A 24,760-nucleotide genomic window follows, 5' to 3' on the forward strand; every position below is an offset into this window, starting at 1 on the left:
AGCCGCGGGAAGTTCATCTTTGCACACGACCTTTCTTCTCAATACTGTATCGGATTGAGCCGACGCGAAACGCCCGGGAGACCGCTGAATGTCTAATTTTGCCTTGCGCGGGTTGCGTAGAAGGCAACGGCGCTTGAAGCGGCCACATTGAGACTGTCAACGCCGTTGCTCATGGGGATTTTGACGGTGAGGTCGGTGCTGGCGATGGTGCGATGTGATAACCCGTCGCCTTCCGTACCGAACACCAGGGCGAGTCTGTCGATATGGTCGGGTTCATTCGTCTCGTTGTTGAGGCGTCTTGTCAGTTCGTCCAGGCTTATCGAATCGTCGGTCAAGGCCATGGCCACGGTGGTGAAGTCGAGGTCGTGCAGTTCCTTGAGCCCACGAACGGGCCAGTATTTCCGGTCCTCCTCTTTGGTATGCCTTTCGGATTCGGCGTCATCGGTTTGCGTGGAAAGCGTCTCGGCATCGATACGCGTCCACGGAACCTGGAAAACGGTCCCCATGGAAACTCGCGCCGCACGACGGTACAACGGATCGCCACAGGAAGGCGTGACCAAAACGGCATCCACCTCCAGCGCGGCGGCGGAACGCATCAGCGCACCGACGTTGGTATGGTCGACGATATTCTCCATAACGGCTATCCGTCGGGCGTCTTTGCAAAGTCTCTCTACACTAGGAAGTCTCCACCGACGCATCGCGCACAGGGCCCCGCGATGAAGCCGGTATCCGGTCAGTTTCTTGAGCTGAGACGGAGAAGCTACGTAAACTGGAACGTCCTTGCCCCAGTGCTTGTCGATGCGCTCAAACATATCCTTCATGCCATCAAGCCATGGTTCCTCGACGAGAAGCGAAACGGGTTCACGCCCGGCCGCCAGCGCCCGATCGATGACTTTGGGCGATTCGGCGATGAAAATGCCCTTTTCCGGTTCGAGCCGGTTGCGCAATTGTGCTTCGGTAAGGCTTACGTAGGCGGCCACCCGTTCGTCGTCGACCGACTCGATGTTGATGATCCGCATGTCTCTGCTCTTCTTATCCGGTTTCAGTTTTTGGTTGGTTACTTGTTTTGACTCTATCAGGACGACCCTTCAATGTAGGAATTCCCCGACTATTGCAGAGGAATGCCTCAATGTCGGTTATCCTCTTTCGATTGTTCTTCCAACAGTTGCTCGATTCGGTTGAGTCTTTGAGAAACCTCTTCGATTTGTTCCCTGGTGATTTCCGTGCTCTTTTTCTCGTCCGCACTGACTTCGTCGACGATCCATGAGCCGAACGTGCCCGTGACCACGCCGATGATGCCGATTCCGGCGAGCATCAGCACGAAGGCGATGATACGGCCCGTTGGGGTTACCGGGGTGTAGTCACCGTAACCGACAGTGGTGATGGTGACGAATGTCCACCAAAGGGCCTCCGGCCAGGTTTGAATGTTGGCGCCGGGAGCGTTGCGTTCTGCGTCGAGGACGGCAAGAGATCCGATGAACACCAGAAGAATCGCACAAGCTACAACATAAATGATGATTTTGCCTCGTAGTGCCATGCCGCTGGTTTTGTGCAGGGCATTGAGCGCGGTAAGCACCCTCAACGCCCTTAATGGTCGTATGACGGGCAGGACGACGACGGCAAGATCAAACAAATGTGTTTTGAAAAAATGCCATTTTCCATCCGCAAGCACAAATGAAATGAGATAATCAAGCGCGAAAACAAACCAAAGCACGTTCATTGTCCATTCGGCCATGGCGTTCTTTAGGCCGCTGGGTTGTGCAAGTATCTGCCAAGCATAAACCACAAGAAAAACTATGGAAAGTATCGTCAACGGCCATTCGGTAGCCGATTCCCATTTCTTCAGTCTCATATATGAAACTTTGCTCCGAAAGCAAGACAGGTAAAGGCGCTTGTTGCCGAAATGCTGCCAAGTTTGGTGTCCGAAAGTGCCAGATACACTGAGACCCCTTGATTTTCAAGGGGTCTCGAGTTTTTAGTTTTCGTGCCCAGGACGGGAGTTGAACCCGTACTCCTGTAAAATTATAGGAACTAGCACCTCAAGCTAGCGCGTCTACCATTCCGCCACCTGGGCAGGTGTCGTTCAAGCAACAGATAGAACTATACACCATTCCGCGGTCGTTCGGCAGTTCGGTGTGTCGGATGGCTCCATCAGAATGTCGGAAATGTCGGTTCTATGATCGATATATTGAACAATAGCTATGAAGAAGAATGACATCGGTCTGTGGATCGTGATTTCTATGTTTCCCAATCGGATATTTCGAGAAAAGCACGATAGAATAAGACTTTGTTCTTTGGTACAACAAAAGTGGGGACTATATGACGAAAGCACAGCAACCAAAAGTGAAGCGACGGGGTATTCGTGTCGCTTTGGCAGTGCTGCTGGTAGCAGCTTTGGTCATAGTGCTGGGTTTGGCTTTGTTCAATCCCGTATATTCCTATTACCGCAAGGGTATGGGACAGTGTGTGCAGTGGGGGAATTCGTATAAGCTGACCGCAACGCATCTGGATACGGTGATCTCGCAAGATGCTGCATTGATCAGGCAAGCTGGAACGGACGACGGATCTCATTCGAAAACCCTATCCGGGCATACTCTTGAACAGGCACAAAGCGCTTTGGAGACCGCGCAGAATCAACGGAAACAGATTGCGGCGGAGGAATCCGCCAATCCCGTCATGGCTTGTACGGCCCGTCAACTAACCCCGAAACTCAACGCCGAGACCAAACGAGAACGTGCCTGGACAGCAACACTGCAACGGCAGATTGCGATGCTCAACAAGGCGTTCAACCCCCTGTTTGTTCTGTATGATTCAGATGCCGGGGCTTCCAAAACCGCTCAGGTTGAACTGAAGTCCGTGTCTGACGGCGTGGCAGGTTTCGCAAAGTTCCAGAAAGGCAGCATCGACGCCGGAACCTTGACACAGCTCAATAGGCAGATCGATCGAGCAAACGCCGACGTTGCGAAAGCAGCCCCTTACTCCGTCTGCAAACGTGATGAAGGCGCGCTCTATGCTGCGGCGGACAAAGCCGTAGTTGCACACAACAAAGCCAAAGGCATCGATTGTGGCGCACAACATTGCGTGGCGTTGACCTTTGACGACGGACCGGATCCGATGTTGACTCCAAAACTGGTAGATGGCCTCAAAGCCGCGAACGCCGCCGCGACGTTCTTTGAAATGGGCCAGAAGGTGCAGGCCGACGGTGGGGCGCTCGCACTTCAGGTCTCACAGGCTGGTTTCCCGGTGGAAAGCCATACCTGGAGCCACGAGGATCTGCCGGCCATCATGCAGAACCATCATGAGCAACAACAGCTTGACGATACCGGCGAAATCATCGCTTCGGCCACAGGATTCCCCGTAAACTTCGTCCGTCCGCCGCATGGAGCCGCCGATGAAACCAGTCGTACATATATCGGCCAGCAGACCGGTGCCGCGATTGCCATGTATGGTGTGGATTCCTACGATTGGTCGAATGGGGCCACTTCATCATCCCTGACGCGAAAGATCATGTCGCAGATCGACCCCGGGGTCATCGTCTTGATGCACGATATCCACCCGCACACCGTTGCAGCCGTGCCTGGTGTCATCACGAAGCTCAGCAAAAAAGGTTATCGCTTTGTAACTATTCCGGAATTGACCGGAGAATACCCGCGGGCTGGTGCCGTCTACTATTCGCGTGACGATATTCTGCATATGTAAGTCTATTCGTCCGCGGTTCCGGTAGCCTTGAACTATGACAAGTCCACTTTTTGTATTCGACGCCGAGCACGACGATGTGCCGGTCAACCGCGACGAGCTGCGCGCAGGATGGACCATCACTTTGCCGTCTGCCATCAAACGCCACGCTATGGGTGCCATGCGACTGCAGAACGGTGACAAACTTCGGCTTTCCGATGGCTGCGGGCTTCGTATTGATGCTGAAGTGGCCGATACCCAGAACGGATTGGTCAAGGTTTCGGAATTCACCACGGAAGAGCAGCCGATTACAAGGCTTGCGCTGGTGCAGGCGCTCGCAAAAACCGGGCACGACGAGCAGGCCATCGACATGGCCACGCAGATCGGCGTGGACGAAGTGGTACCGTGGCAGGCCAACCGTTCGATTTCGAAGTGGAAGGCCGGACGCACTGATCGCAAATGGGACCAGACACTTGTCGCTGCTACCGAGCAATCCCGTCGTGCGTGGAAGCCGACTTTGGATGACTGCGTTTCCAGCAAGCAGGTGGTGGCGATATGCCGGCGAGCGTGTGTGCATCACGAACTGGTTATTGTATTGCATCAAGACGCGACCTCGACTTGGGAAGGTATCGAGCAGAAGGTCGCCGCGCTTGAACAGCGTTGCCTTGACGATGGCAAGCCGCGCAGGATTTACGTCGTGGTCGGTCCTGAAGGCGGCATCAGCGATGATGAAGTGGAGCAATTCGCCGATGCCGGTGCCGAAGTGTGTGTACTTGGCGGTAACATCATGCGAGCCTCGACAGCCGGCCCGGTGGCGTTGACATTGCTGGCGCGGGCGCTCGGACGCTTCGCCTGATATCGCTGTATCGGCCAGCGTAATTATCCGTGCGGGCTAATAGCATGGGGGAGTAGGGCGCAACAGCGTCCCGAAAGCTTTTAATAAGGAGCATATATGGCCGACGATTGCCTGTTCTGCAAGATCATTGCGGGCGAGATTCCGAGCACCAAGGTGTACGAAGACGACACCACCTACGCGTTCAAGGACATCAACCCCAAGGCAAAGGTGCACGTGCTGATCGTGCCGAAGAAGCACTGCGCCAACGTGGCCGAACTGGCCAAATCCGATCCTGCCGAACTTGCTCATATCGTCGAGATCGCCCAGTCCATCGCCGATAAGGAATTCCATGGCGCCTACCGTCTCATCTTCAATACTGGCGAGGATGCCGGCCAGTCGGTCTTCCATGTGCACGCACATGTGCTGACCGGCGAGACGATGGAAGAGTAGGAGAGCGGTGGCCAGCGCTAAACGAGTCATCACCATACCCACCGAACTTGATCCCGTGGCTGTATTGGGTTCGGGCGACAAAGTCCTTGCCGAGGTACAGCACGCCTTCCCAGACGTCAACGTGTTCGTGCGGGGCAATCGTATCGAGATTTCCGCATACAACAAACGCGACGATATCGAGGCCGACAAGGTTTTCGACGTCCTCAATAACATCATCGACGCGGCTTACAAGGCTCCGACCGACGCGATGAACGTACGACGGATGCTCGAGGCCCGACAGGTCGGCAAAAAGGCCGGATTGATGGGTGACGGTGGTCGCGGGCAAGGCTATGCGCAGCATTCGTATACACGTGGTTTTGCCGGTGCCGGCTCTGGCTCCAGGCTGCAATCGCGTTCTTTCCATGATGACGAGGATTATTCCGAAGAGAGTAAACGTGTTGCTGCAAACCGCCATGTTCCAGGCGTCATAGCGTTCGCAAACGGTGAGCCGGTTCGTGCGAAAACCGCCGGCCAGGTTTTCTACGTTCGAGCCATTGACGTCAATACCATTACGTTTGCCATAGGCCCTGCCGGAACGGGCAAGACCTATCTTGCCGTCGCCAAAGCCGTCCGTGCGTTTGAAGACGGACGTGTGAGCCGCATCATCCTGACGCGTCCGGCCGTAGAAGCCGGCGAAAGCCTTGGCTATTTGCCCGGAACGTTGAACGACAAGGTCGACCCGTATCTGCGTCCGCTCTACGACGCGCTTTCCGACATGCTAGGTGCCGGTCAGATGCATCGTTACATGACCGACGGCACCATCGAGGTCGCGCCGCTCGCCTACATGCGTGGCCGCACGTTGAACGATGCGTTCGTCATCCTCGACGAGGCGCAGAACACCACCGAGCAGCAGATGAAGATGTTTTTGACGAGACTCGGTTTCAACACCAAAATGGTCATCACCGGCGACGTCACGCAGATTGATCTGGCCGTGCCTCATTCGGGACTTAAATCCATCGAATCGATTCTCGGCAATATTGATGGCATCAGCTTCGCCCATCTTGGCGCCAAGGACGTGGTGCGTCATGAGCTGGTCGGCAAGATCGTACAGGCATATGATGTCCATGCCGAACATGCTGCTGGTGGAGCCGGAAGCAAACACGAACATGCAATTTCCAAGGCTGCCAATGCCTCGAAGCCGAAAACCGAGCTGCAGGATGCAAATGATTCGGTAGCACAGTCTTCACGAGACGAAACTGACCAAAGCGGAAAGGAACGCCGTTGAGCGTCGAAGTTACCAATGAGACGGTCTGGCAGATCGACCCGAAACTCTTCTCCGACTTGGGCTTATGGGTGATGGAACGCATGCAGGTGAGCACGCAGTCCGACCTGACCATCCTTTTCGTCGACCCCGATCCAATCGCCCAGCTGCACATGCGCTGGATGCAGCTCGAAGGCCCGACCGACGTGATGAGTTTCCCGATGGACGAGTTGCGCCCCGGCGAGGACGGCAAGATCATGGAAGGCGTTTTGGGCGATATCGTCATCTGCCCGTGGGTCGCGCAGCAGCAAGCTGCGGCCGCCGGTCACTCCACGATGGACGAGATGATGCTTCTGGCCATCCACGGTATCCTGCATCTCTTGGGCTACGACCATGTCGACCCCGAGCAGGAACGCCAGATGTTCGGTTTGCAGCGACAGTTGCTCTTGACGTTCTTCGCTGTTCGTGAACAGCCGGTGCCACAAGCTGTTCTGCCGGTAGGTTCCACCGATTTGCTTGCGCAATGGGATGCGAATCATGCTTCTGGACGTAACGTTGATAAGCCGTTAAATGGTGAGAAGAACTAGGAAAGTACACAGAATATGGATACTTTGACCATCGTCACCGTGGTGGTACTCGTTATCGTGGCGGCGTTGCTCGTATGGCTGTCGCTGATGATGGCGTCGAGCGAATCAGCCGTCTCACGCGTCACCAAAGCCAGCCTCAACAACCGGATCATCGAAATTCAGACCGACGACGAGGACCTTGGCAAATTCGTGCAAGCCAAGCAGATTCGCAGGGTTCATAAGGTGCAGCGGCTCATTGTTGACCGCTACGCCACCGCCGGTTCCTGCGCGTTCTTCCGTATCTTCTGCAACGTCTTTGACGGCGTATTGGTAGCCATCATTGTTATGTTGCTTTCCGAACCGTTGTGGGTGGCTTTGGTCACCGGTGTGATTTTTGCGTTGATTGTCGCCGTGGTATCTGTACTGCTTCGGCCACGTTCTGCCGGTGCCTCCAAGCCACTCGACGTGATGATGCGATTCTCCGGCATCATTTCTTTGGCTGTAGTTCTGACGCCTTTCGCTAAGGCCGGAGAAGGCAAGGAACAGCGTCGTCGCGACAAGGAAGATGAGCTTTCCGACGACGAGGAACTTGAGAAAATCCAGCGCGAACAGGGACGCGCGACCATTGACCGGTTGGTCGAAACCGATGATTTCGATCCTGAAGTAGCAGAAATGTTGCGCAATGTCTTGATGCTTTCCGACACATTGACCCGCGAAATCATGGTGCCGCGTACCGATATGATCTGCGTCGAATCCGATTCCACACTTGAGCATTTCCTCCAGCTTTGCTCGCGTTCCGGTTTTTCGCGTATCCCGATCATCGGTGACGACGTCGATGATTTAGTCGGAATGGCCTATCTGAAGGATGCTGTACGCGCCACGGCTTTCAATCCTGAAGCACGTACTCGTGACGTCAAGTCCATCTGCCGCCAGCCGATGCTGGTGCCGGAATCCAAGCCTGTTGATGATCTATTCCACGAGATGCAGCGCACGCGGCAGCATGTGGCAGTAGTTGTTGATGAATACGGTGGCATTGCCGGACTGGTCACCATCGAAGACGCCATCGAGCAGATTGTCGGTGAGCTGGAGGACGAGCACGACCGCATCCAGCACACCGAGCCCAAGAAGATTGGCGATCACAAGTGGCAGATGCCTGCGCGTACGCCCATCGCCGACCTTGAAGAACTGTTTGAAGTCGATATCGATGAGGACGATGTGGATACGGTTTACGGCCTCTTGACCAAGCTGCTCGGCCGCGTACCAATCGTCGGCATGAGTGCGGTGACGCGAGGCCTGCGCCTGACCGCCGTTGATTCCGCCGGCCGCCGCAAAAAGGTGTCGACCATCGTGGTTGAGCCTGCAACGCTTGATATGGCTGGAAAGCAGGATCAAGACGATGAAAATGAAATCAAACGAGACACGAAACAGAACGTAAAGGAAACCGAAAAGCATGACTGATAGCAACAACAACGAGCAAAAAAGCGGCGGTAAAGAACCGTACCGTTCCGGTTTTGTGGCTGTGGTCGGCAGACCGAACGTCGGTAAGTCCACGCTGATTAACTCGCTCATCGGCACGCAGGTCGCCATTGCGTCCTCGCGTCCGGAAACCACGCGTAAGGCCATTCGTGGCATTCTGACCACCGATAACGCCCAACTGGTGCTGGTCGATACTCCCGGCATTCATCGCCCACGTACGTTGCTTGGCCAACGCTTGAACGATGTGGTGGACGATTCGTTGAGTGACGTGGACGAGATTGCGTTCCTGCTGCCCGCCGATCAGGAGATCGGACCGGGGGACAAGCGCATTCTGAGTCGTCTGCGCAGTGAGTTCGCTCGCAAAGTTGATGCCGGCAAAAACGGCGGAAAAACCGATAACAACAAAAACGGCAACGGTTCGCAAAATAACAAGCAGGAAAGCGGCCACGAGCAGGGCAAGTTTGTCTGGAAAGTGCCGCTGATTGCCATTGTCACCAAGATTGACGAACTCAACCGTCAGGAGCTGATAGCCAAGCTCATCGAAATCAGCCAGTTCGCCGACTTCACCGATGTGGTGCCGGTCAGTGCTCTGAATCATGACAACGTAGCCGAGGTCAAGCGCGTGCTCATCGAGAACATGCCCGAAGGCCCGCAGATGTATCCGGACGACCAGATTACCGAGGAAAAGCCGGAAGACACCATCGCCGAACTGGTGCGTGGTGCATTCCTCGAGGAGCTGGACGACGAGCTTCCGCACTCACTCGCCGTGGTCGTGGACTCCATAGACCGTCCGGGTGAATCAGACAACCCGGAAACCGAGGACGGCAAGGCGCACGTCATGGTCTCCATCTACGTCGAGCGCGACTCCCAAAAGCCCATTATCATCGGTCACCGCGCCGAGCACTTGGTCCAGGTCAAGAAGCGACTGCGCACCGCCGTCAACCGCATCGTAGGCCAAAAGTCCAAGCTCGACCTTCACGTAAAAGTCGCCAAAGGCTGGCAGTCCGACCCCAGGCAGCTGGAGCGGTTGGGCTTCTGAATATCGATATGGGTCCAAACGTGCGCAATCCTCATCTGGATGCGCACGTTTTCTGTTATAGGGGTCATTGGCATCGGTAAGTTATCGGTTGGTTGATGACAATTTTTATGGTAGTGTTTGAGCTATTCGATTGCTTTAGACAGAGTTGTTGAAATGTCATCGCTGGCGGAAGGCTTACGTTATGACACAAGAGGACGAGAAGGTTGATTCCGTGAGGAATAGCGAGGAAGCTGAAAACGAACCTGCTTACGATCCCGACGACAGAAGCACTTGGGACTATATTCCGTTTAAAGATCAGCTGACAGGCGTAGCTATCATCAATATGATTGAAGTGGTGATGGCCACTGTGCTGACATGGTTGTTAGGTTTGTTGCTGCATCTTGATGTGCCGGTTTCCGACATGCTGGAAGTCACCATCATCGGTGGTCTTATCGCTTCCATTCCGGAAGCTGCCGTCCAGACAGTGGTGTCGAAACGTGAACGTACCTGGGCTTCTCATAATTGGGGTTTGGTGATAGCCAATATCCTGATATATTGCATTGTTCTGTTGGTTACTGCCTATCTGGTCAATCATCAAGGCTATTGGTATGCCATCGTCATCGTTGCGACACTAGTCGACGCTGTGATGGGTGTGTGGTCGAATACTGCAAAGCCGGAGCCTGGTATGACCGAAAAAGAGAGCGAACTCTACCGCGAAGCCGAGCTGAAGAAATACACCGATGAGAATTTCGGCCCTGAAGCAAGCCAGCTTGAAATGATGGACCGCTACAACAAGAAACATGGCATCAATAAGATTAATTGGCATCGCAAGGCATAGTCACGTTGGAATTTGTATTAGTCTGTTCTGTTTAAAGCGCGAGCAAAGGCATAAATCCGATGTGTTTCAAGTCAACGGTATGACGATATAAGCCACCGATTTCAGTATTCGAAGAGCATGCCGCTGTCGTCTGATGTCTACTTCGTCGTTTGCGAGAAAAGTATTTAGCTTCGTAAACAGTTGTACCCGTTAATTCGTAATCAAAGCGAATCAGCGGGCACAACTTGTAGTGATCGATTATTTTTTGACTTAATTGTCAGGCCAGTGAATGATCAGATCTTGCCGCCTTCCACGACGATGTCATCGGGGTTGGAGGAATCGCCGTAGACCGGTTTCAGGGTTTGGTCGTAGTCCTTGTGGAAGAACTGTTCCTTGCCAAGCTTCACGATTTCCTCGTTGATGTAGTTGAGCAGAGCCTTGTTGCCCTTCTGTACGGCAGGGGCGATGGGCTGTTCGTCGCCAAGCTTGGTGATGCCGACGGTGAAGACCTTGTTGGCCTTGGCCCAGGCAAGCACTTCGGTGTTGTCGGTGCTCATCGCGTCTCCGCGGCCGTCGAGCAGGGCGTTGTAGGCGTCCGCATACTGGTCGTACTTCTGCAGCTTGATATCAGGATACTTGGCGAAGTACGGTTCGGCGGTGGTGCCTTTGGCGATGATCAGCGTCTTGCCCTTGAGTTGGTCGACGCTTTTGATTGGCTTGGAGTCGGGGGAGACCACGCCCAGCGCGACCTTCATATACGGCTTGGCGAAGTCGACCTTCTCTTCACGCTCAGGGGTGACGGTGAAGTTGGCGAGAGTGACGTCGACCTTGTTGCTGGCGAGCACATCGACGCGGGCCGCCGGGTCGACGGTGGTGTATTCGGGCTTCACACCGAGGTCTTTGGCCAGACGCTCGGCGAAGACGATGTCATAGCCTTGGTTCTTGCCGTCCTTGTCGACGTAGCCGAAAGGCGCCTTATCGGAGAATACCGCGACCTTGAGCTTGCCGGACTTCTTGATCTGGTCGAGGGTGCGCGCGGTCTGTTGCTTTCCTGCGCCGGTAGAGCTGGAACCGGAATTGTTGTCGCTGCCGGGGGTTGCCCCGGATGGGCCGCATGCCGCGAATCCTGCCAGCATAGCCACTGCTGCTGCCGCTGAGATTGCTACTTGTGCTGTGCGTTTCAATACGTTCGTTGTCATGATTCGTTTCTTTCTTTTCTTTTACTAAGTATTATCAAATAGAGATATAGAGGTGTTGGTCGTATATAAAGGAGCAATGGAATATTGGAATTCCAACGTTTCGTGTGTTTGCCAATTACAGGTCGAAACCTGCATATCTTCTGTAAAACGTGAATATTGGCAAGACCGGCATATCAAATCTGATTGATGCAGATCAGCGAGACATGGAGGCCATGAGTTGACATCGGTTCGACTCCGTGGTGCTGCACATTGCTGCCACCACGCGCATATTCGGTATGTTCCGGTTCATCATTTCGACCTCCCTTTTTCTTCATTCGTTGATGCCGGTAAAAACTATCAGCTATTGTCTCTCACGAGAATACGTGAACGTGTTCAGGAATTGCTGGGCGCGTTCGGATTGTGGATGGGTGAAGAACTGTTCGGCGTCGTCGGATTCCTCGACAATGCCGCCGTCCTCAAGCAGGATGATATGGTCGGCGACCGCTCGGGCGAACGCCATTTCGTGGGTGACGATGAGCATGGTCTGGCCGCTGTCGGCCAGTTCCACAATCACATCGAGCACTTCGCGAACCATCTCGGGGTCAAGCGCGGCGGTGACCTCGTCGAACAGCATGATCTGTGGATGCTCGATCAAGGCACGACAGATGGCGACGCGTTGGCGTTGCCCACCTGAAAGCTCGTGCGGCCAGGCGTCTTGGCGGTCTGCAAGCCCCACGCGTTCCAATAGTTTGATGGCTTCGGCCTTGACTTCATCCTTCTTGCGTTTTTGCACAAGCACCGGCGCGAGCATGATGTTGCCGAGCACAGTCTTATTGGGGAAGAGGTCATAGCTTTGGAAAACCATACCGACCTTGACCGGGTTAGTGTCGCCTTTTGCGGCCTTGGACCCGGAAGTGTTAGAAGTATTGGCTGCGTTTGCTTTCTCAATATCCTTTTTCTTGCCCGACGTACGCAGCACTTCATCGCCGATGGTGATGTCGCCGCCCTGGATGGGTTCGAGACCTGCGATGGTGCGCAGCAACGTGGACTTTCCGGAGCCGGAAGGTCCGAGAATAACGAAGACCTGACCGGCCGGTACATCGAAGGAGACGTCGTTCAATACCGGTTTGTCGGCATTGTCGTATTGCTTGACAATGTGCCGAATATGTAGGGTTTCGTGCTGGGTGCTCGAATTTGTAGTTGCAAGTGCATCATCAGTCATGAGCCCACCTCTTTTCAAGCCTTCTGGCCACAATCGACAGTGGCCAGCATACGAAGAAATACATGAAGAAGATCACGCCGTAAATCCACAGCGTCGCATCGGGATATTGGAAACGGTTGGCATCGATGATCTGCTGGCCGACTTTGATAACTTCGATGACGCCGAGAAGCGCAGCCAAGGATGTGGTCTTGACGATACGGGTAATGAGATTGACACTGGCCGGAAGCAAACGGCGCAAAGCCTGCGGAAGAATGACCCTGCTGAAGGTCTGCCACGAATTGAGACCAAGCACCTGAGCGGATTCATACTGCGTTCGCGGTATCGATTCCAGCGCGCCACGTACCAGATCACCAAGCTCGGCCCCGCCCCAAAGTACAAAGACCAATACGCAGGCACCAGTGGCGTCAAGGTTCCAGTTGAATGCTCGCGCAAAACCGTAGAAGGCGATGAACAGCAACGCCAGCTGCGGCATGATACGGATGAAATCAAGATAGACACGCATAATGAAGCGCACAATCGGGTTGCGCAACGTCATCAGCCAGCCGACGACAAGCCCGACCGGCAGGGAAAGCAGGACGGAAACCCCGGCTATCCAGATGGTGACCCACAAACCTTGCAGCAAGCGTGGGAAGACGCCCGGTTGCAACAGTATCTCAGCGCCGTGCATAGTCGGACCTCCTCTCCAAGACCGTGCCGATAATCGAAATCGGCAGAAGGATGATGAGGTAGGTGACGATGAGCAGCGTCAGAGATTCGTAAGTGTTGTAGGTCTGCCCCATCAGGTCCTTGGTGACGTACATGACGTCGGCCAGCGCGATGGCGGAGACCACTGAGGACTCCTTGACCAGGAAGATGATGTTGGCCACCACGCCCGGAATGGCGGTGGAAAGCGCCTGTGGTACCGTGACATGCATGAGCATCTGTGAGGGGCTGAATCCGAGCACTTGCGCCGATTCCCGTTGGACTTGCGGAACCGCCTCGAACCCTCCGCGCAACGCTTCGGCCATATACGATCCGCCGAGGAAGGTGAGACCCACGATCGCGCAGGTTTCGGCTGACCACGAGACGCCGAGTTTCGGCAGTCCGAAATAGAGGAAATACAACTGAACCAGCAATGGTGTATTACGAGAAAGTTCGATATAGATGCGAACGATCTGCTTTACAATCGGGATATTGGCGGCTTCGATTGCTGCGCATACAATACCCAAGACGATGCTGAAAACAATGCCGAAGAACGAGATGAAAACGGTCATGTAACCGGCATTCACGAAGTAGTGGGCGTTATGGGCTATGAAGCTCCAGTCCATGGAGACCCTCCCGACTTCGTTATGGAAAACTTACTCGTTACCAGTGCCATAGCTGAACAATTGTCGAAATTTCAATGAGCTTCAATTCGTGGCACTCGTTATTATAGTAGACGCGAATCCTCAAAAATGCACGCATTGTGCCATATGAATAACTGATAGGGTGCTATTAGCTGGCACTGAAATCCTAAATGCTCATTCAAAACAGAAGCGGCCACCGATGAAAATCCCATCAGCGGCCACTCCGAGTTAATAGACATTCCTGCTTTTGGTTTACTTCTTCTTTGTGTACATCTGTGTGTTGAGCAGGTTGGCGTAGTGCCTGATGACCGCTGGGCGGATCACCTTCATGGAAGCGGTTAGCATGCCGTTTTCCTGGCTGAATTCTTCGGGCAACAGGATGAACTTGCGCACGGATTCCGCTCGGGAAACGCCTTCGTTGGCCTTGTCGACCCATTTCTGGACTTCCGCGCGCACAACGGCGTTCTTGCAGGCTTCTTCCATCGACATGTCTTGGTCGAGACCGGCCGCGTCTAGCCACTGGCGCAGCGAAGGCTCATCAAGCGTGATGAGTGCAGAGATGAACGGACGCTTGTCTCCGAGTACCAAAGCTTGGGAGACGAACGGACAACGCTGGATGATCTCTTCGATGGGGCCTGGGGCGACGTTCTTGCCGCCGGCGGTGATGATGAGGTCCTTCTTGCGGCCGGTGATGTAGAGGAAACCATCGTCGCTCAAGCGGCCGAGGTCGCCGGTGGCGTACCAGCCGTCGGGAGTGAAAGCAAGTTCGGTGGCTTCGTCGTTCTTATGGTAGCGGTGGAAGACACAGGTTCCCTTGACCTGAATTTCGCCGTCTTCTGCCAGGCGGATCGAGAAGCCGGGGTAGGGGACGCCGACCGAACCTTCGTGGAAAGGGGTGCCTTTCGGGTTGAACGCACAGGGCGCGGTGGTTTCGGTGAGGCCATAGCCTTCGTAGGCAGGTACGCCGGCACCGCGGAAGAAGGCGAGCAGTTCCGGATCGAGCGGCGCTCCGCCGGCGACGAACCATTCGGCCTGACCGCCGATCACTTCACGCAGCGACTTGTAGACAATCGGATCGAAGGCGGCACGGCGAGCTCGGGTGGCAAAGCTGGCCTTGCCTTTCTCGCTTATTTCCTTTTCGTATTCCTGGGCGGCGACCACGGCTGCGGCGAATGCCACCCCCTTGGCTCCGTTTCCGGCCTTCTGTGAGGCGGCGTTGTAGACCTTCTCCCACACGCGGGGCACAAGGATGGTGACGACGGGCTTGGCGACCTGCAGGTCGCTGATCAGTGTCTTGATGCCGCCGGCGATGTAGATGCGCAGGTCGCTGGCGACCACGATGTAGTTAACCGCGCGGGCGAAGGTGTGTGCCTGTGGCAGGAAAAGCAGCACGGACTTGCCTTTCTGGTGAAGCAGGCCGGGCATATAGTCACGCAGGTTCAATGCCGTGGTGCAGTAGTGTTCGTGCGTCATTTCGACGCCTTTAGGCGCTGCCGTTGATCCGGAGGTGTACACGATGGAGCAAAGGTCGGTCTTTTTGATCGAATCAATACGGGCGTCAAGTGTTTCGTCGGTCACCGATTTGCCGTAGTCACGCAGTTCGTCCAGAGCGCCGGCTTCGAGATTATAGATTTTTTCGAGGGTCGGGCAGTCCTCGACGGCACCGTCGGCCTTCTTGCGCATGTCATTGGTCTCGACGATGAGCAGACGGGAATCGGAATTGTTGACGATGTTGCGAATCTGCTCGGCGGAATCGGTGTCGTAAATGGTGGCGAGCACGCCGCCAATGGCCATGACGGCCGCGTCCACGACGTCCCACTCATAGGAGGTATGGGACATGAAGGAGATACCATCGCCCTTGCCGATCCCGTAATGCATCAGGCCCTTGGCCACGCTGCGGACATCGGCCAAGAACTCATTGGCTGTTTTGGTGACCCATTTGTTGTCGGCTTTGAACGTGTAGAGCGGGTCGTCGCCCATGCGTTCAGCGCGTTCGACATAAAGGTCGTAGATTGACATATCGTCGTCAATCGGTGGATTGCCGGGAGTGGTGACGGTCAAAAGGCCGGTTTTGTCGTCGACGAAAAGCTTGGTCGGGTAGCCAGGGCCCCATTCGTGGCTGTGCGGCAACGTTGAATAATCGACGGGCTTGACAGTGGCGAGATGGCGGTCATCGTTGAAATCCGGGGTCTCTGGATCCTCGGTGTTGACCGGGTGCTCGAAACCGTTCCCCAAATGGAAGGCCTTCTGACTCAGCTTCAGCGTTTCCTTTTTCAGTGAATTGATGACTGACACGTGTGCACTCCTCGACCTTCTGTAGCGGCGTTATTTCAAGCAATAAAGCCAATTCTATAGGATTTGCCACGTTTCGTCACCTTACGGTAGCGTAAGCGAGGCCATATATCGCAAGGCGACCGGGCGTCTATCCTGTTCAAGCTACGGGTGGCAGGAAATATTGCGATTGCTCGAAAACAGGCCGGAGGATTCGTCTTTTCGTTGTTGTCATGCGAACTGAAGAATGCATCTGTTATTGTGCTATCAGTTAAAAACGATATATCCCGATAACCCCTTGGGTTTGTTGAGCTTGAATATTTTGCGCACGAAGGCTGTCACGGTTTTCCAATATCGTGCAGGGTCGGTGGAGGCGGACATCGCGTGCGCGGCCCCTGAAATCATCAGTTTTTGCCTGATAGGACTGGCACAGGCGCGGAAATTGCGTTCCAGGCTTGCTGGACTGACGAAATCGTCAGCGGAACCGTGGATGAACAGCATCGGAATCGAGGTACGGTGCAACGTTTCGACGCACGAGGCTTCCCTGAAATCGTATCCGGCGCGTCTGTGTGCGATGGAACTCATGATTCTGATGACAGGCTTTGCCAGGAATGCCGGGGCATGGTACAGGTTACGGGCGTTGTAGAGGAATTGGTCTTCGAGACTGCTATAACCACAGTCGGCGATGGCGGCCTTGACGTTCTTCGGCAGGTTCGGGTCACCTGCCGCAAGCATCACCGTTGCGGCACCCATGGAATTGCCGTCCAACAGAATTTGGGCTTTCGGGTCATTGCCCACGATAGTTTCTGTCCATTGCAGCAGGTCACGGTGTTCCAGCGCTCCCATACCGATATATTTCCCGCCGCTCAGTTCGTGGCAACGGCTGGCAGGGGTGAGGACAGTGAATCCTAGACCGGCGAATCGATGCGCGTATTTCGCCATTTCCTTGGGATCGCCGGAAAAACCATGACAGCAGATGGCATAAAGATGATGTGGGGGATTGATGCAATCCGGGTCAAGCATCCAGCCGTGCAGTTGCGTGCCGTCGGGCGCCTTCAATGTCACCCCTCGTTTGGCGTTGTCGAACCAGCGTACTGCTTCGGCCTCTTCTGCAGCATCGTGATGTGGCTGACGGGCGGCAAGAGTGGTGTCCGGGCGGTTGCTTTTGAACAGTGAACGTTTTGAGCCGGGTTCGAGCACGAAACGGAACAGATAATCAGCGGCGGCATAAAGACTACCTGCTACTGCCAAGCCACCGCAAAAAAGACCGACGGCCAACGTTTTGGCTTTACTGTGCTGAACCATAACGGACTCCAATCTTTCTGGCGTAATGATGATGCAAATTAATGATACAAATTATAAAAGAGCAGGCTCACAAATTTTTATTTTTCATTGAATTCAGCGGATGTCTGCTTCAACGGTATAATTAAGAACGTTGTTTCGGCAGGTTTCATACCTGTTGCGCTTTGGCGAGGGGAAGCGATTCCCGTTATCGACTGGGCTGAATATGTTGGGTCTCTTTGAGGCTGCGGTTTCGGCGCGTCGGTGCACCGAGACAATGCAGTACATGATATACACAAATCTCAAGGAGATTAGATTATGGCAAACACCATTTCCATCGAAGGCGAAGTCCGCAACGAGTTCGGCAAGGGCGCTGCCCGCCGCATGCGCGTGGCCAAGGAGATTCCGGCCACCATCTACGCCGGCGGCAACGATCCTGTTTTCGTTAAGCTCCCCATGCGTGAGACCACGCTGGCCCTGCGCCGTACCAACGCTCTGTTCACCATCAAGTACGGCAAGGATTCCAAGATGGCCGTCGTCAAGGATGTCCAGCGCAACCCTGTCAAGCGGATCATCGAGCACATCGACTTCTACGAAGTCAAGGCCGGCGAGAAGATCGAGGTCGACGTCCCGGTCTTCGCTATCGGCACCCCGAAGGGCGCTGCTGTCGCGTTCGTCGACATCCAGCAGCTGCGAGTGCGCGCCAGCGTCGACCAGCTGCCCGAGCGCATCGATGTCAACGTCGATGGCCTGCAGGACGGCGAGAAGGTCTTCGCCAAGGATCTCGACATGCCTAAGGGCGTCGAATTCGTCAACACCGATCCTGAAGAGTCCGTTGTCACCGTCGAGGTGCCTGAAGATGCTACCGCCACCACTGCGGTCTCCGCTGAGGATACCGCTGCCGCCGGCGCTGAAGGTGCTGAAGGCGCCGTTGCTGAGGGCGATGCTGCTGCCGCAGCCCCTGCTGCTGACGCCGATGCCGACAAGAAGTGATGTCGCCTTTGACGCGATGTGAATGCTTCCGCTGACACGGTGGTTTTATTTTCGACCCGTACCTTCCAAACAATCGTGGAAGGTATGGGTCGTTTTGTCTTCGTATTTGAGGTCGATCCTGGTCTGATGTCGCATTGGTCGTCTTTTCATAATGTGAACGATTTCACCATACCTGTGCGGTTATGTGCGAAAGTAGCAGCATAACCAAGCGCCACAAGCGTATGGTAAACCATAATTCCGGCCGCCACGACGGCTGAAGTAAAGAAGAAGTGCAAATGACTGAGCAATCCCATCATGATCCCGCGGAGTTGTCGAAACTCGCTGAACCGTTCAAGGTCCTCGACAACCCGCATCCTGCCTCCGACGCCGAACGCGCGAAGCTGATTGACAAGCCGGCTTTTGGCCAGCTCTTCAGTGACAATATGACCCACATGGTCTGGCACAAGGACAGTGGCTGGGGAGATCGTCAAGTCGAGCCTTACGGCCCTCTGGCCATGAGCCCCGGTGCCTCCGTCCTGCATTACGCACAGGAGTGCTTCGAAGGCCTCAAGGCCTATCGTCACGCCGACGGCAGCACTTGGCTGTTCCGTCCGGATGCCAATGCCGAGCGTTTCGCCAATTCCGCCAAGCGTCTGTATTTGCCCGAGCTTTCCAAAGATGATTTCCTGGGTTCCGTCGCTGCGCTGGTCAAGCGCGATGTCGACTGGGTGCCGACCCGCCGCGAATACACGCTGTACATGCGTCCGTTCATGTTCGCCTCCGAGGCGTTCCTTGGCGTGCGTGCACCTGAGACCGTCGACTATTGCGTTATCGCCTCGCCTTCCGGCCCGTACTTCCCGGGCGGCGTCAAGCCGGTGAGCATCTGGGTGGAAGACAAGTGGTTCCGTACCGGCCCTGGCGGCACCGGCTTCGCCAAGTGCGGCGGCAATTACGCGGCATCGCTTTTGGGCGAATACCGCGGTGCCGACCACGGCTGCGAGCAGGTCTGCTTCGTCGACGCGGCCACCAAGACCTACCTTGAGGAACTCGGCGGCATGAACATGTTCACCGTCCACAAGGACGGCCACCTTGAGACTCCGTCGCTGACCGGCAACATTCTGCCTGGTGTCACCCGTCGTTCGCTCATCCAGCTGGCTCAGGACAAGGGTCACGATGTGGTCGAGACCATGATCAAGCTTGACGACCTGCTCGAAGACATCAAGTCCGGCGAGGTCACCGAGGTATTCGCCTGCGGCACCGCAGCGATCATCACGCCAATCGGCCGCTTCAAGTCGGAGAAGTTCGACGTCGCGGTCAACGGCGGCAAGTCCGGCGACCTGACCATCAAGCTGCGCGACGAACTGCTTGGCATCCAGATGGGCGAGATCGAAGATCCGCACGACTGGATGTGGAAGGTCTGCTGAGCGAAGGTTTTCGCTTAACTGACTTTTAGTTTTCAAACGGCCTGTGGTGTTTCCTGAACTTCTGGAGATGCTGCAGGCCGTTTTGCTATGTGTTTCTGACGATATTTATCTGAATGAAAACAGTGAAGACACAGTGATAGTCGCTGTGCTGTATCGATGTGATACAGAATTTTAGGTATTGCAAAACATTTGGCGGTTCATGGTCAGGTTTTGGCCGTCGTTTGGTATACTTTGCTATTGGCCTTTATACAACTTAACGAAGGATGTGCGGTATGCAGTTGGCGCTGGAAAGTAACGTCTTTTTCTGGGCCATCGAATATATCGCGACCTTCTGCTGTGGCCTTTTGGGCGGACTCTGCGCGGTCAAGAAAAAATACGATTTCATTGCCATATTGATGACCGTCTGGCTCACCGGCCTCGGCGGCGGCATCATCCGTGACGTGCTGCTCGGTATATTCCCGCCTGTCGGCGTTTCAGACAAGGGGCTTATCATCACCTCGCTGCTTGCCAGCGTGACGGTGGCCATCATTTATCCCGAAGTCGACAGGCTCAAATGGATCATGGTCGCTCTCGACGCGCTGGCGCTCGGCCTCTACGCGGTCAACGGTACGCAAAAAGCATTGATTTACCACACATCGGGCATGACGGCGGTGTTCATGGGCCTGATTACGGCCATCGGTGGAGGCCTCATTCGAGATATCCTCATCAACGATGTCCCGTCGGTCATTCGCGACAGCCACTGGTACGCGGTTCCGGCGTTGATCGGCAGCGTCCTTACGGTCTTCGTTACGCGCGCCTATCAGGGCGGGCATATCCCGTTCAGTCTTGAAGTGACGTTCGATATCGCCATCGTCGCTTTCGTCGTCATTCTGCGTGTGCTGTCCGTACGCTTCGATTGGAAGGTCCCCGGCGCCATCAGACGGCACCACACCTACCTGCCATTGCCTGTCAAAAACGACGAAGACGAGAAAACCGATAATAGGTGAATGCTGTACAAATAATTGTCTCTTGAAGAATCTGTAACGAAACGCTAAAGTCCTGCGGCGTGCATCATGGCCTTGGCTTGTCTGCAGTTAGTTGTCTGACGGCCAACACCAACGATGCTCCGAGTCATCGGACAACTGGACACGCCTAATTATTACCAGTGTTCGGGAAAAAGAAAATTATCATCTATAGTGTTATTAGTCACATTTCTATGGTGACTAATAAAGGTTGAATGGCTGTTTTATCTGATTCAGCCGAGTTGGCTCATTCGACGTCTGAGGGAGTTAACTCATTGGATTTGTTCGTTTTTTAAGTAATGAATCGACTTGAAGGGAGCAACATGTCGATTGGCGATAGTACGAGGGATGATAAGCCTTCAACAAAGGGGCGTTCTCGCATCTCGTCTCTGACGACATTGCGGAAGTCATCACGGCTATTGATGGCAGTGGCACCGATATCCGTCATTGTCCTCCTCATTCTTACTGTGGTGCGGGCCCTGCTGTCGCCCCTACAGATTTTGGCCACAACGCAGATCGTGAATTCCGTGGGTACAGGTTTGCTCCCGAAGGTTGTCGATTCGGCGGTACTTTTCGCTGTGGTCCTACTGTCAATGTTCGTTGCCGAGAATGTCATTAAATATCTATCCGATTCAATTCGAGAAAAACTATCCTACTGTGCTAATTGCAGTATCGTCGATAAGCTCACTACGCTCGAAACGCAGCAGTTTGAGGATGCGGAGACCTTCGATCGCATACAGCGGGCCGGAGGAGATACCGGCGGACATATTTTCAATATATTTGATAGTGCACGTGATTTTCTGCAGTCGTTCCTCACTATTGTATCCGTATTCTCTTTACTGGTTTCATGGAACAAATGGGTGGCCTTTTTCCTTCTGCTGGCGCCTATTCTAGGTACCATCGGCACATTGATGGCCAGTTCCAAACAGTACAATATCGATTACCAGCGGGCAGGGGAAAACGCTTGTCGGACTATTATCGTTCGATTCTGACTTCGGATAATGCAGCCAAGGAAGTCCATCTGTTTGGTCTGGGTGGTTTGTTGTCAGGGCGTTATAAGACGCTTATCGGTGGTTTTCTCAAACAGGATCTCGCTATGTCACGTACCTATCTGTGGATTGCGCTTGGCTTGGGGATTCTTACGACTCTGGCCAATATCGCGGCGGTCGCCGTGGGCGCGATTCAGGCTATGCATACAGGCGATGTCGGGCAGCTGGCCGGTTATATCAGTGCGACAGGGTCATTCGGGCAATCGGTATTATACATTTTGGTTTCGGTCTCCAGCATTTATCAGAGTCTGCTTTACGCCGGCAATTGGGTTCATCTCATGGACACCGAGCCGGCTGTGATTCGCTCCGGCGGCAAGAAACTCGATGATGGAACGCCCGTGACCGTTTCTTTCCGAAACGTCAGATTTGCCTATCCTGGTTCCACCGATGGCAAAGAAATTCTTCATGGTGTCTCTTTTGATCTTCCCGCCGGTCAATGTTCGGCTCTTGTCGGACTCAATGGTGCAGGTAAATCAACGATCGCAAAACTGATTTTACGTGTCTATGAGCCCACTTCCGGGTCGATTCTCATTAACGGCAGGGATATCAGTGAGTATTCCCGTGCGTCATTGTACGAGAGGTGTTCCGCGATTTTCCAGGATTATATACGATACGAGCGGCCCTTACGTGAGAATGTGGGATTTGGCGATCCGGGTGGAATCGACGATGATGATGCCATTGAACATGCGCTTGATCTGGTAGGGATGAAGGGTCTGGGGCAGTCGCTGCCCGAGGGGCTGGATACTGTATTGGGAAGGCACTTCGAAGGCGGTTACCAACTTTCCATCGGGCAATGGCAGCGCGTCGCCCTGGCCCGAGCTTTGTTCAGGCGGCCGTCATTGCTTATTATGGATGAGCCGACCGCATCCGTGGACACCCTTTCCGAGAAGCACTTCTTCGACTCACTGGATCGGGCGGATAGCACGGAGGAAGGGTCGCGGCGCACCACCATCCTCATCGCCCATCGTTTCACCACCATCACCCACGCCAGTCATATAGTCGTCCTGCGTGACGGCGATATAGTCGGAGAGGGCGATCACGAGACATTATTGTCCGATTGCACGTATTACCGCAGTTTATATGAGGCCCAAGTGGTCAGTCAGCGGCACGAGGATCCCGCATCGATGCTGCGTCCGGAGAATATCGAAGGTACTTCTCGTTGTAGCCCTTGATTGTTCGCAGATTCTGTCATCGCATTGGCTGGAATTCCAGATATTCGAATTCCATGCGAACGACAAAAGTCGCGAAAAATGGTCTGAAAACGTGCTTTTCGTCGTGTGGGCGGGCGTTGATTTTGTGCTAGCATTCGAAAATCGCATTCAAAGATGGAGGAGGTAATCATGCAAGAAGATGAAAAGAGAATTACTCGTGATGTCGCCACTTCGACCACGTTGTCGGAGGACGGCAATAATGCTGCCGGTGAAAATGAATATGCGGCTAACAAACATTCCATGTTATTGGAAAGCAAGCAACCGCAGGATTCGGAAGTAGCCCCTGAAAATACTGTCACGATTACGAACGTGCCCGATGACCCTGAACGCTTGATTAACTCAGGTTCGTCTGGTGATTCAACAAAAGCAAATTCATCTGCTCAAGATGAGCAACACACGTCTGAACAGATACGAAGAAAGGCTGTGGGGCACCAGGCCGCAATCATCTGGGGCTTTCATAGTGCTGTGGCTCGTATTGCAGGTGATTGGTGTTGTTTTCGCCATGATTGGCCATATGCCGGAGAAGAAGACAGACGCCGTGGTCGGCACCGTCAGTGAGCCGATCGCCATCCTTGTCGTGCTGCTGGCGTGTCGGAAGCTCTATATCGACAAATCGCAAGGCTCAAGGTCAATCCGTTTCACGATACGCCTCTCATCCCGAAAACCGATGAACTGGCGGATGTGGCTCTGCTTGCTTATTGTGATGCTGGCTTTCTCGGCGGTCGGTGACCTGTTCGCCCAAGGTTTCCAAGGCGCGCTAGATCTGTTGGGATGGTCGCAACATAGCAATGGCGACGAGATCGACCAGATGGTGAGCAGCTCGATCTTCGGTCTGCTTTCGTTGGGTTTCGTCGGGCCTGTGACCGAGGAGCTGCTGATGCGTGGCATCGTGATGCCGAATCTGGAACACTATGGCAGGATTTTCGCCATCGTAACTTCAGCGTTGCTGTTCGGCTTCATCCATGGCGACATCAGCCAAGGATTCAATGCCGTACTGCTGGGCTTGGTGCTCGGTTGGATGGCCAGCGAGTATTCTGTCGCATGGTCGATGAGCGTGCATATCTTCTACAATCTCGTGATTTGCGAAGGAGTCGGCAGGCTGTTCGGCATGCTTGCCAAGCCCACGCAGACCGTGGCGCAGTGGACGTTTGATGGTGTCTTCTTCGTCGTCGCCATCGTGTTGGTGGTGGTGAACAAGGACAAGATCATGGCTTGGTACCGCCGCAACCGTAGCCCCAAGCACACCTACCGTGGCTGGCGCTCACCGCTGTTCATCTTCACCTTGGCGGCGTTCCTCTTCTTCGCGCTGACCAGGATTTCTTTCTGAGCCTCGGTTCCGATGTGGCGGAGTCGACGGTGCAAATAACAAAACTCCTCCGGTTCCCAAAGGATATTGAAATCCCGGAAACCGAAGGAGTCTTTACTGGCCCTATGGTCGATGCCTAAAGCGAAAAGCTCACATCTTGTTGATGGCGACTGCGAGATTCGACTTGCGGTTGGCGGCCTGGTTCTTATGAACCACGCCCGCGCTGGCGGCCTTGTCGAGCTTCTGGCCGGCGATCTGGTAAGCTGCCTCAGCGGCTGCCTTGTCTCCGGACTCGATGGCTTCACGGGTCTTGCGAATCGCAGTCTTCAGGCTGGACTTCACGGACACGTTGCGCTTGTGCGCCTTTTCATTGGTCAGCACGCGCTTCTTCTGCGACTTAATGTTTGCCACAATTTCTCCAAACAACGTTTTCTATAAGGACA

Annotated in this window: 24 protein-coding genes and 1 tRNA gene; 15 read left to right on the plus strand and 10 right to left on the minus strand. The window is 54.4% G+C overall.

From position 1 onward, the window contains the following. Positions 1 to 92 precede the first annotated feature (92 nt). The 3 genes from PT279_RS08205 to PT279_RS08215 form a co-directional block, all read right to left on the minus strand. On the minus strand, positions 93 to 1,019 hold the full coding sequence (locus tag PT279_RS08205; protein ID WP_277166935.1) for an RNA methyltransferase: 927 nt from the start codon (positions 1,017 to 1,019) through the stop codon (positions 93 to 95). Positions 1,020 to 1,126: 107 nt separating this feature from the next. After that, positions 1,127 to 1,852, minus strand: coding sequence for a potassium channel family protein (locus tag PT279_RS08210; protein WP_277166936.1), 726 nt, complete (start codon positions 1,850 to 1,852; stop codon positions 1,127 to 1,129). Positions 1,853 to 1,985: 133 nt separating this feature from the next. Beyond that, positions 1,986 to 2,074, minus strand: a tRNA-Leu gene (locus PT279_RS08215). 245 nt (positions 2,075 to 2,319) lie between these two features. On the opposite strand from PT279_RS08215, the gene PT279_RS08220 reads away from it, so the two are divergent. From PT279_RS08220 to PT279_RS08255, 8 genes are all read left to right on the plus strand, one after another. Then, the gene (locus PT279_RS08220) at positions 2,320 to 3,699 is read left to right on the plus strand and encodes a polysaccharide deacetylase family protein (RefSeq protein WP_277166937.1); all 1,380 of its coding nucleotides are present in this window, start codon (positions 2,320 to 2,322) and stop codon (positions 3,697 to 3,699) included. Positions 3,700 to 3,733: 34 nt separating this feature from the next. Then, complete coding sequence (locus tag PT279_RS08225) at positions 3,734 to 4,531, plus strand: 16S rRNA (uracil(1498)-N(3))-methyltransferase (RefSeq protein WP_277166938.1); 798 nt, start codon at positions 3,734 to 3,736, stop codon at positions 4,529 to 4,531. A 96-nt stretch (positions 4,532 to 4,627) separates the two neighbouring features. After that, positions 4,628 to 4,960, plus strand: a complete 333-nt coding sequence (locus PT279_RS08230) for a histidine triad nucleotide-binding protein (RefSeq protein WP_277159163.1) — start codon at positions 4,628 to 4,630, stop codon at positions 4,958 to 4,960. A 7-nt stretch (positions 4,961 to 4,967) separates the two neighbouring features. Further along, the gene (locus PT279_RS08235; protein WP_277166939.1) at positions 4,968 to 6,224 is read left to right on the plus strand and encodes a PhoH family protein; all 1,257 of its coding nucleotides are present in this window, start codon (positions 4,968 to 4,970) and stop codon (positions 6,222 to 6,224) included. Then, positions 6,221 to 6,787: an rRNA maturation RNase YbeY gene (ybeY, locus tag PT279_RS08240; protein WP_277166940.1), complete on the plus strand. Its 567-nt coding sequence runs from the start codon at positions 6,221 to 6,223 to the stop codon at positions 6,785 to 6,787. Before PT279_RS08235 ends, ybeY begins: the two co-directional genes overlap by 4 nt. Before the next feature lie 15 nt (positions 6,788 to 6,802). Continuing rightward, on the plus strand, positions 6,803 to 8,224 hold the full coding sequence (locus tag PT279_RS08245) for a hemolysin family protein (protein WP_277166941.1): 1,422 nt from the start codon (positions 6,803 to 6,805) through the stop codon (positions 8,222 to 8,224). Continuing rightward, positions 8,217 to 9,281, plus strand: a complete 1,065-nt coding sequence (gene era, locus PT279_RS08250; RefSeq protein ID WP_277166942.1) for a GTPase Era — start codon at positions 8,217 to 8,219, stop codon at positions 9,279 to 9,281. Before PT279_RS08245 ends, era begins: the two co-directional genes overlap by 8 nt. A gap of 181 nt (positions 9,282 to 9,462) precedes the next feature. Continuing rightward, entirely contained in the window at positions 9,463 to 10,098 is a 636-nt protein-coding gene (locus PT279_RS08255) for a hypothetical protein (protein WP_277166943.1), read from the plus strand. Positions 10,099 to 10,370: 272 nt separating this feature from the next. Here PT279_RS08255 and PT279_RS08260 read toward each other — a convergent pair whose 3' ends face one another. The 6 genes from PT279_RS08260 to PT279_RS08285 form a co-directional block, all read right to left on the minus strand. Then, positions 10,371 to 11,276 carry a cysteine ABC transporter substrate-binding protein gene (locus PT279_RS08260; RefSeq protein WP_277166944.1) on the minus strand — a complete coding sequence of 302 codons (906 nt, stop codon included), beginning with the start codon at positions 11,274 to 11,276 and terminating at the stop codon, positions 10,371 to 10,373. 340 nt (positions 11,277 to 11,616) lie between these two features. After that, on the minus strand, positions 11,617 to 12,477 hold the full coding sequence (locus PT279_RS08265) for an amino acid ABC transporter ATP-binding protein (protein ID WP_277166945.1): 861 nt from the start codon (positions 12,475 to 12,477) through the stop codon (positions 11,617 to 11,619). Beyond that, positions 12,470 to 13,144 (minus strand): amino acid ABC transporter permease, encoded by a 675-nt coding sequence (locus tag PT279_RS08270; RefSeq protein WP_277166946.1) that lies wholly within the window; start codon positions 13,142 to 13,144, stop codon positions 12,470 to 12,472. The genes PT279_RS08265 and PT279_RS08270 overlap by 8 nt, the downstream gene beginning before the upstream one ends. Continuing rightward, on the minus strand, positions 13,131 to 13,784 hold the full coding sequence (locus PT279_RS08275; protein WP_277166947.1) for an amino acid ABC transporter permease: 654 nt from the start codon (positions 13,782 to 13,784) through the stop codon (positions 13,131 to 13,133). Before PT279_RS08275 ends, PT279_RS08270 begins: the two co-directional genes overlap by 14 nt. Before the next feature lie 270 nt (positions 13,785 to 14,054). After that, entirely contained in the window at positions 14,055 to 16,097 is a 2,043-nt protein-coding gene (locus tag PT279_RS08280; RefSeq protein WP_277166948.1) for a long-chain fatty acid--CoA ligase, read from the minus strand. 243 nt (positions 16,098 to 16,340) lie between these two features. Then, the gene (locus PT279_RS08285) at positions 16,341 to 17,378 is read right to left on the minus strand and encodes an alpha/beta hydrolase (protein ID WP_277166949.1); all 1,038 of its coding nucleotides are present in this window, start codon (positions 17,376 to 17,378) and stop codon (positions 16,341 to 16,343) included. Positions 17,379 to 17,672: 294 nt separating this feature from the next. Between PT279_RS08285 and PT279_RS08290 the strand changes: the two genes are divergently transcribed. The 7 genes from PT279_RS08290 (at position 17,673) to PT279_RS08320 (ending at position 24,338) form a co-directional block, all read left to right on the plus strand. Then, entirely contained in the window at positions 17,673 to 18,347 is a 675-nt protein-coding gene (locus PT279_RS08290) for a 50S ribosomal protein L25/general stress protein Ctc (RefSeq protein ID WP_277166950.1), read from the plus strand. Positions 18,348 to 18,622: 275 nt separating this feature from the next. After that, positions 18,623 to 19,750 (plus strand): branched-chain amino acid aminotransferase, encoded by a 1,128-nt coding sequence (locus PT279_RS08295; protein WP_277166951.1) that lies wholly within the window; start codon positions 18,623 to 18,625, stop codon positions 19,748 to 19,750. A 272-nt stretch (positions 19,751 to 20,022) separates the two neighbouring features. Next, positions 20,023 to 20,736 carry a TRIC cation channel family protein gene (locus PT279_RS08300; protein ID WP_277166952.1) on the plus strand — a complete coding sequence of 238 codons (714 nt, stop codon included), beginning with the start codon at positions 20,023 to 20,025 and terminating at the stop codon, positions 20,734 to 20,736. A 338-nt stretch (positions 20,737 to 21,074) separates the two neighbouring features. Continuing rightward, positions 21,075 to 21,743 carry a hypothetical protein gene (locus PT279_RS08305; RefSeq protein WP_277166954.1) on the plus strand — a complete coding sequence of 223 codons (669 nt, stop codon included), beginning with the start codon at positions 21,075 to 21,077 and terminating at the stop codon, positions 21,741 to 21,743. Continuing rightward, complete coding sequence (locus PT279_RS08310) at positions 21,716 to 22,972, plus strand: ABC transporter ATP-binding protein (protein ID WP_277166955.1); 1,257 nt, start codon at positions 21,716 to 21,718, stop codon at positions 22,970 to 22,972. Before PT279_RS08305 ends, PT279_RS08310 begins: the two co-directional genes overlap by 28 nt. 168 nt (positions 22,973 to 23,140) lie before the next feature. Continuing rightward, entirely contained in the window at positions 23,141 to 23,569 is a 429-nt protein-coding gene (locus PT279_RS08315; RefSeq protein ID WP_277166956.1) for a hypothetical protein, read from the plus strand. After that, entirely contained in the window at positions 23,526 to 24,338 is an 813-nt protein-coding gene (locus PT279_RS08320; protein WP_277166957.1) for a CPBP family intramembrane glutamic endopeptidase, read from the plus strand. The genes PT279_RS08315 and PT279_RS08320 overlap by 44 nt, the downstream gene beginning before the upstream one ends. 129 nt (positions 24,339 to 24,467) lie before the next feature. On the opposite strand, the gene rpsT is transcribed toward PT279_RS08320, so the two are convergent. After that, positions 24,468 to 24,728 (minus strand): 30S ribosomal protein S20, encoded by a 261-nt coding sequence (rpsT, locus tag PT279_RS08325; RefSeq protein WP_277157284.1) that lies wholly within the window; start codon positions 24,726 to 24,728, stop codon positions 24,468 to 24,470. Positions 24,729 to 24,760 lie beyond the last annotated feature (32 nt).

The organism is Bifidobacterium sp. ESL0784, assembly GCF_029433295.1.
Classification (GTDB): Bacteria; Actinomycetota; Actinomycetes; order Actinomycetales; family Bifidobacteriaceae; genus Bifidobacterium.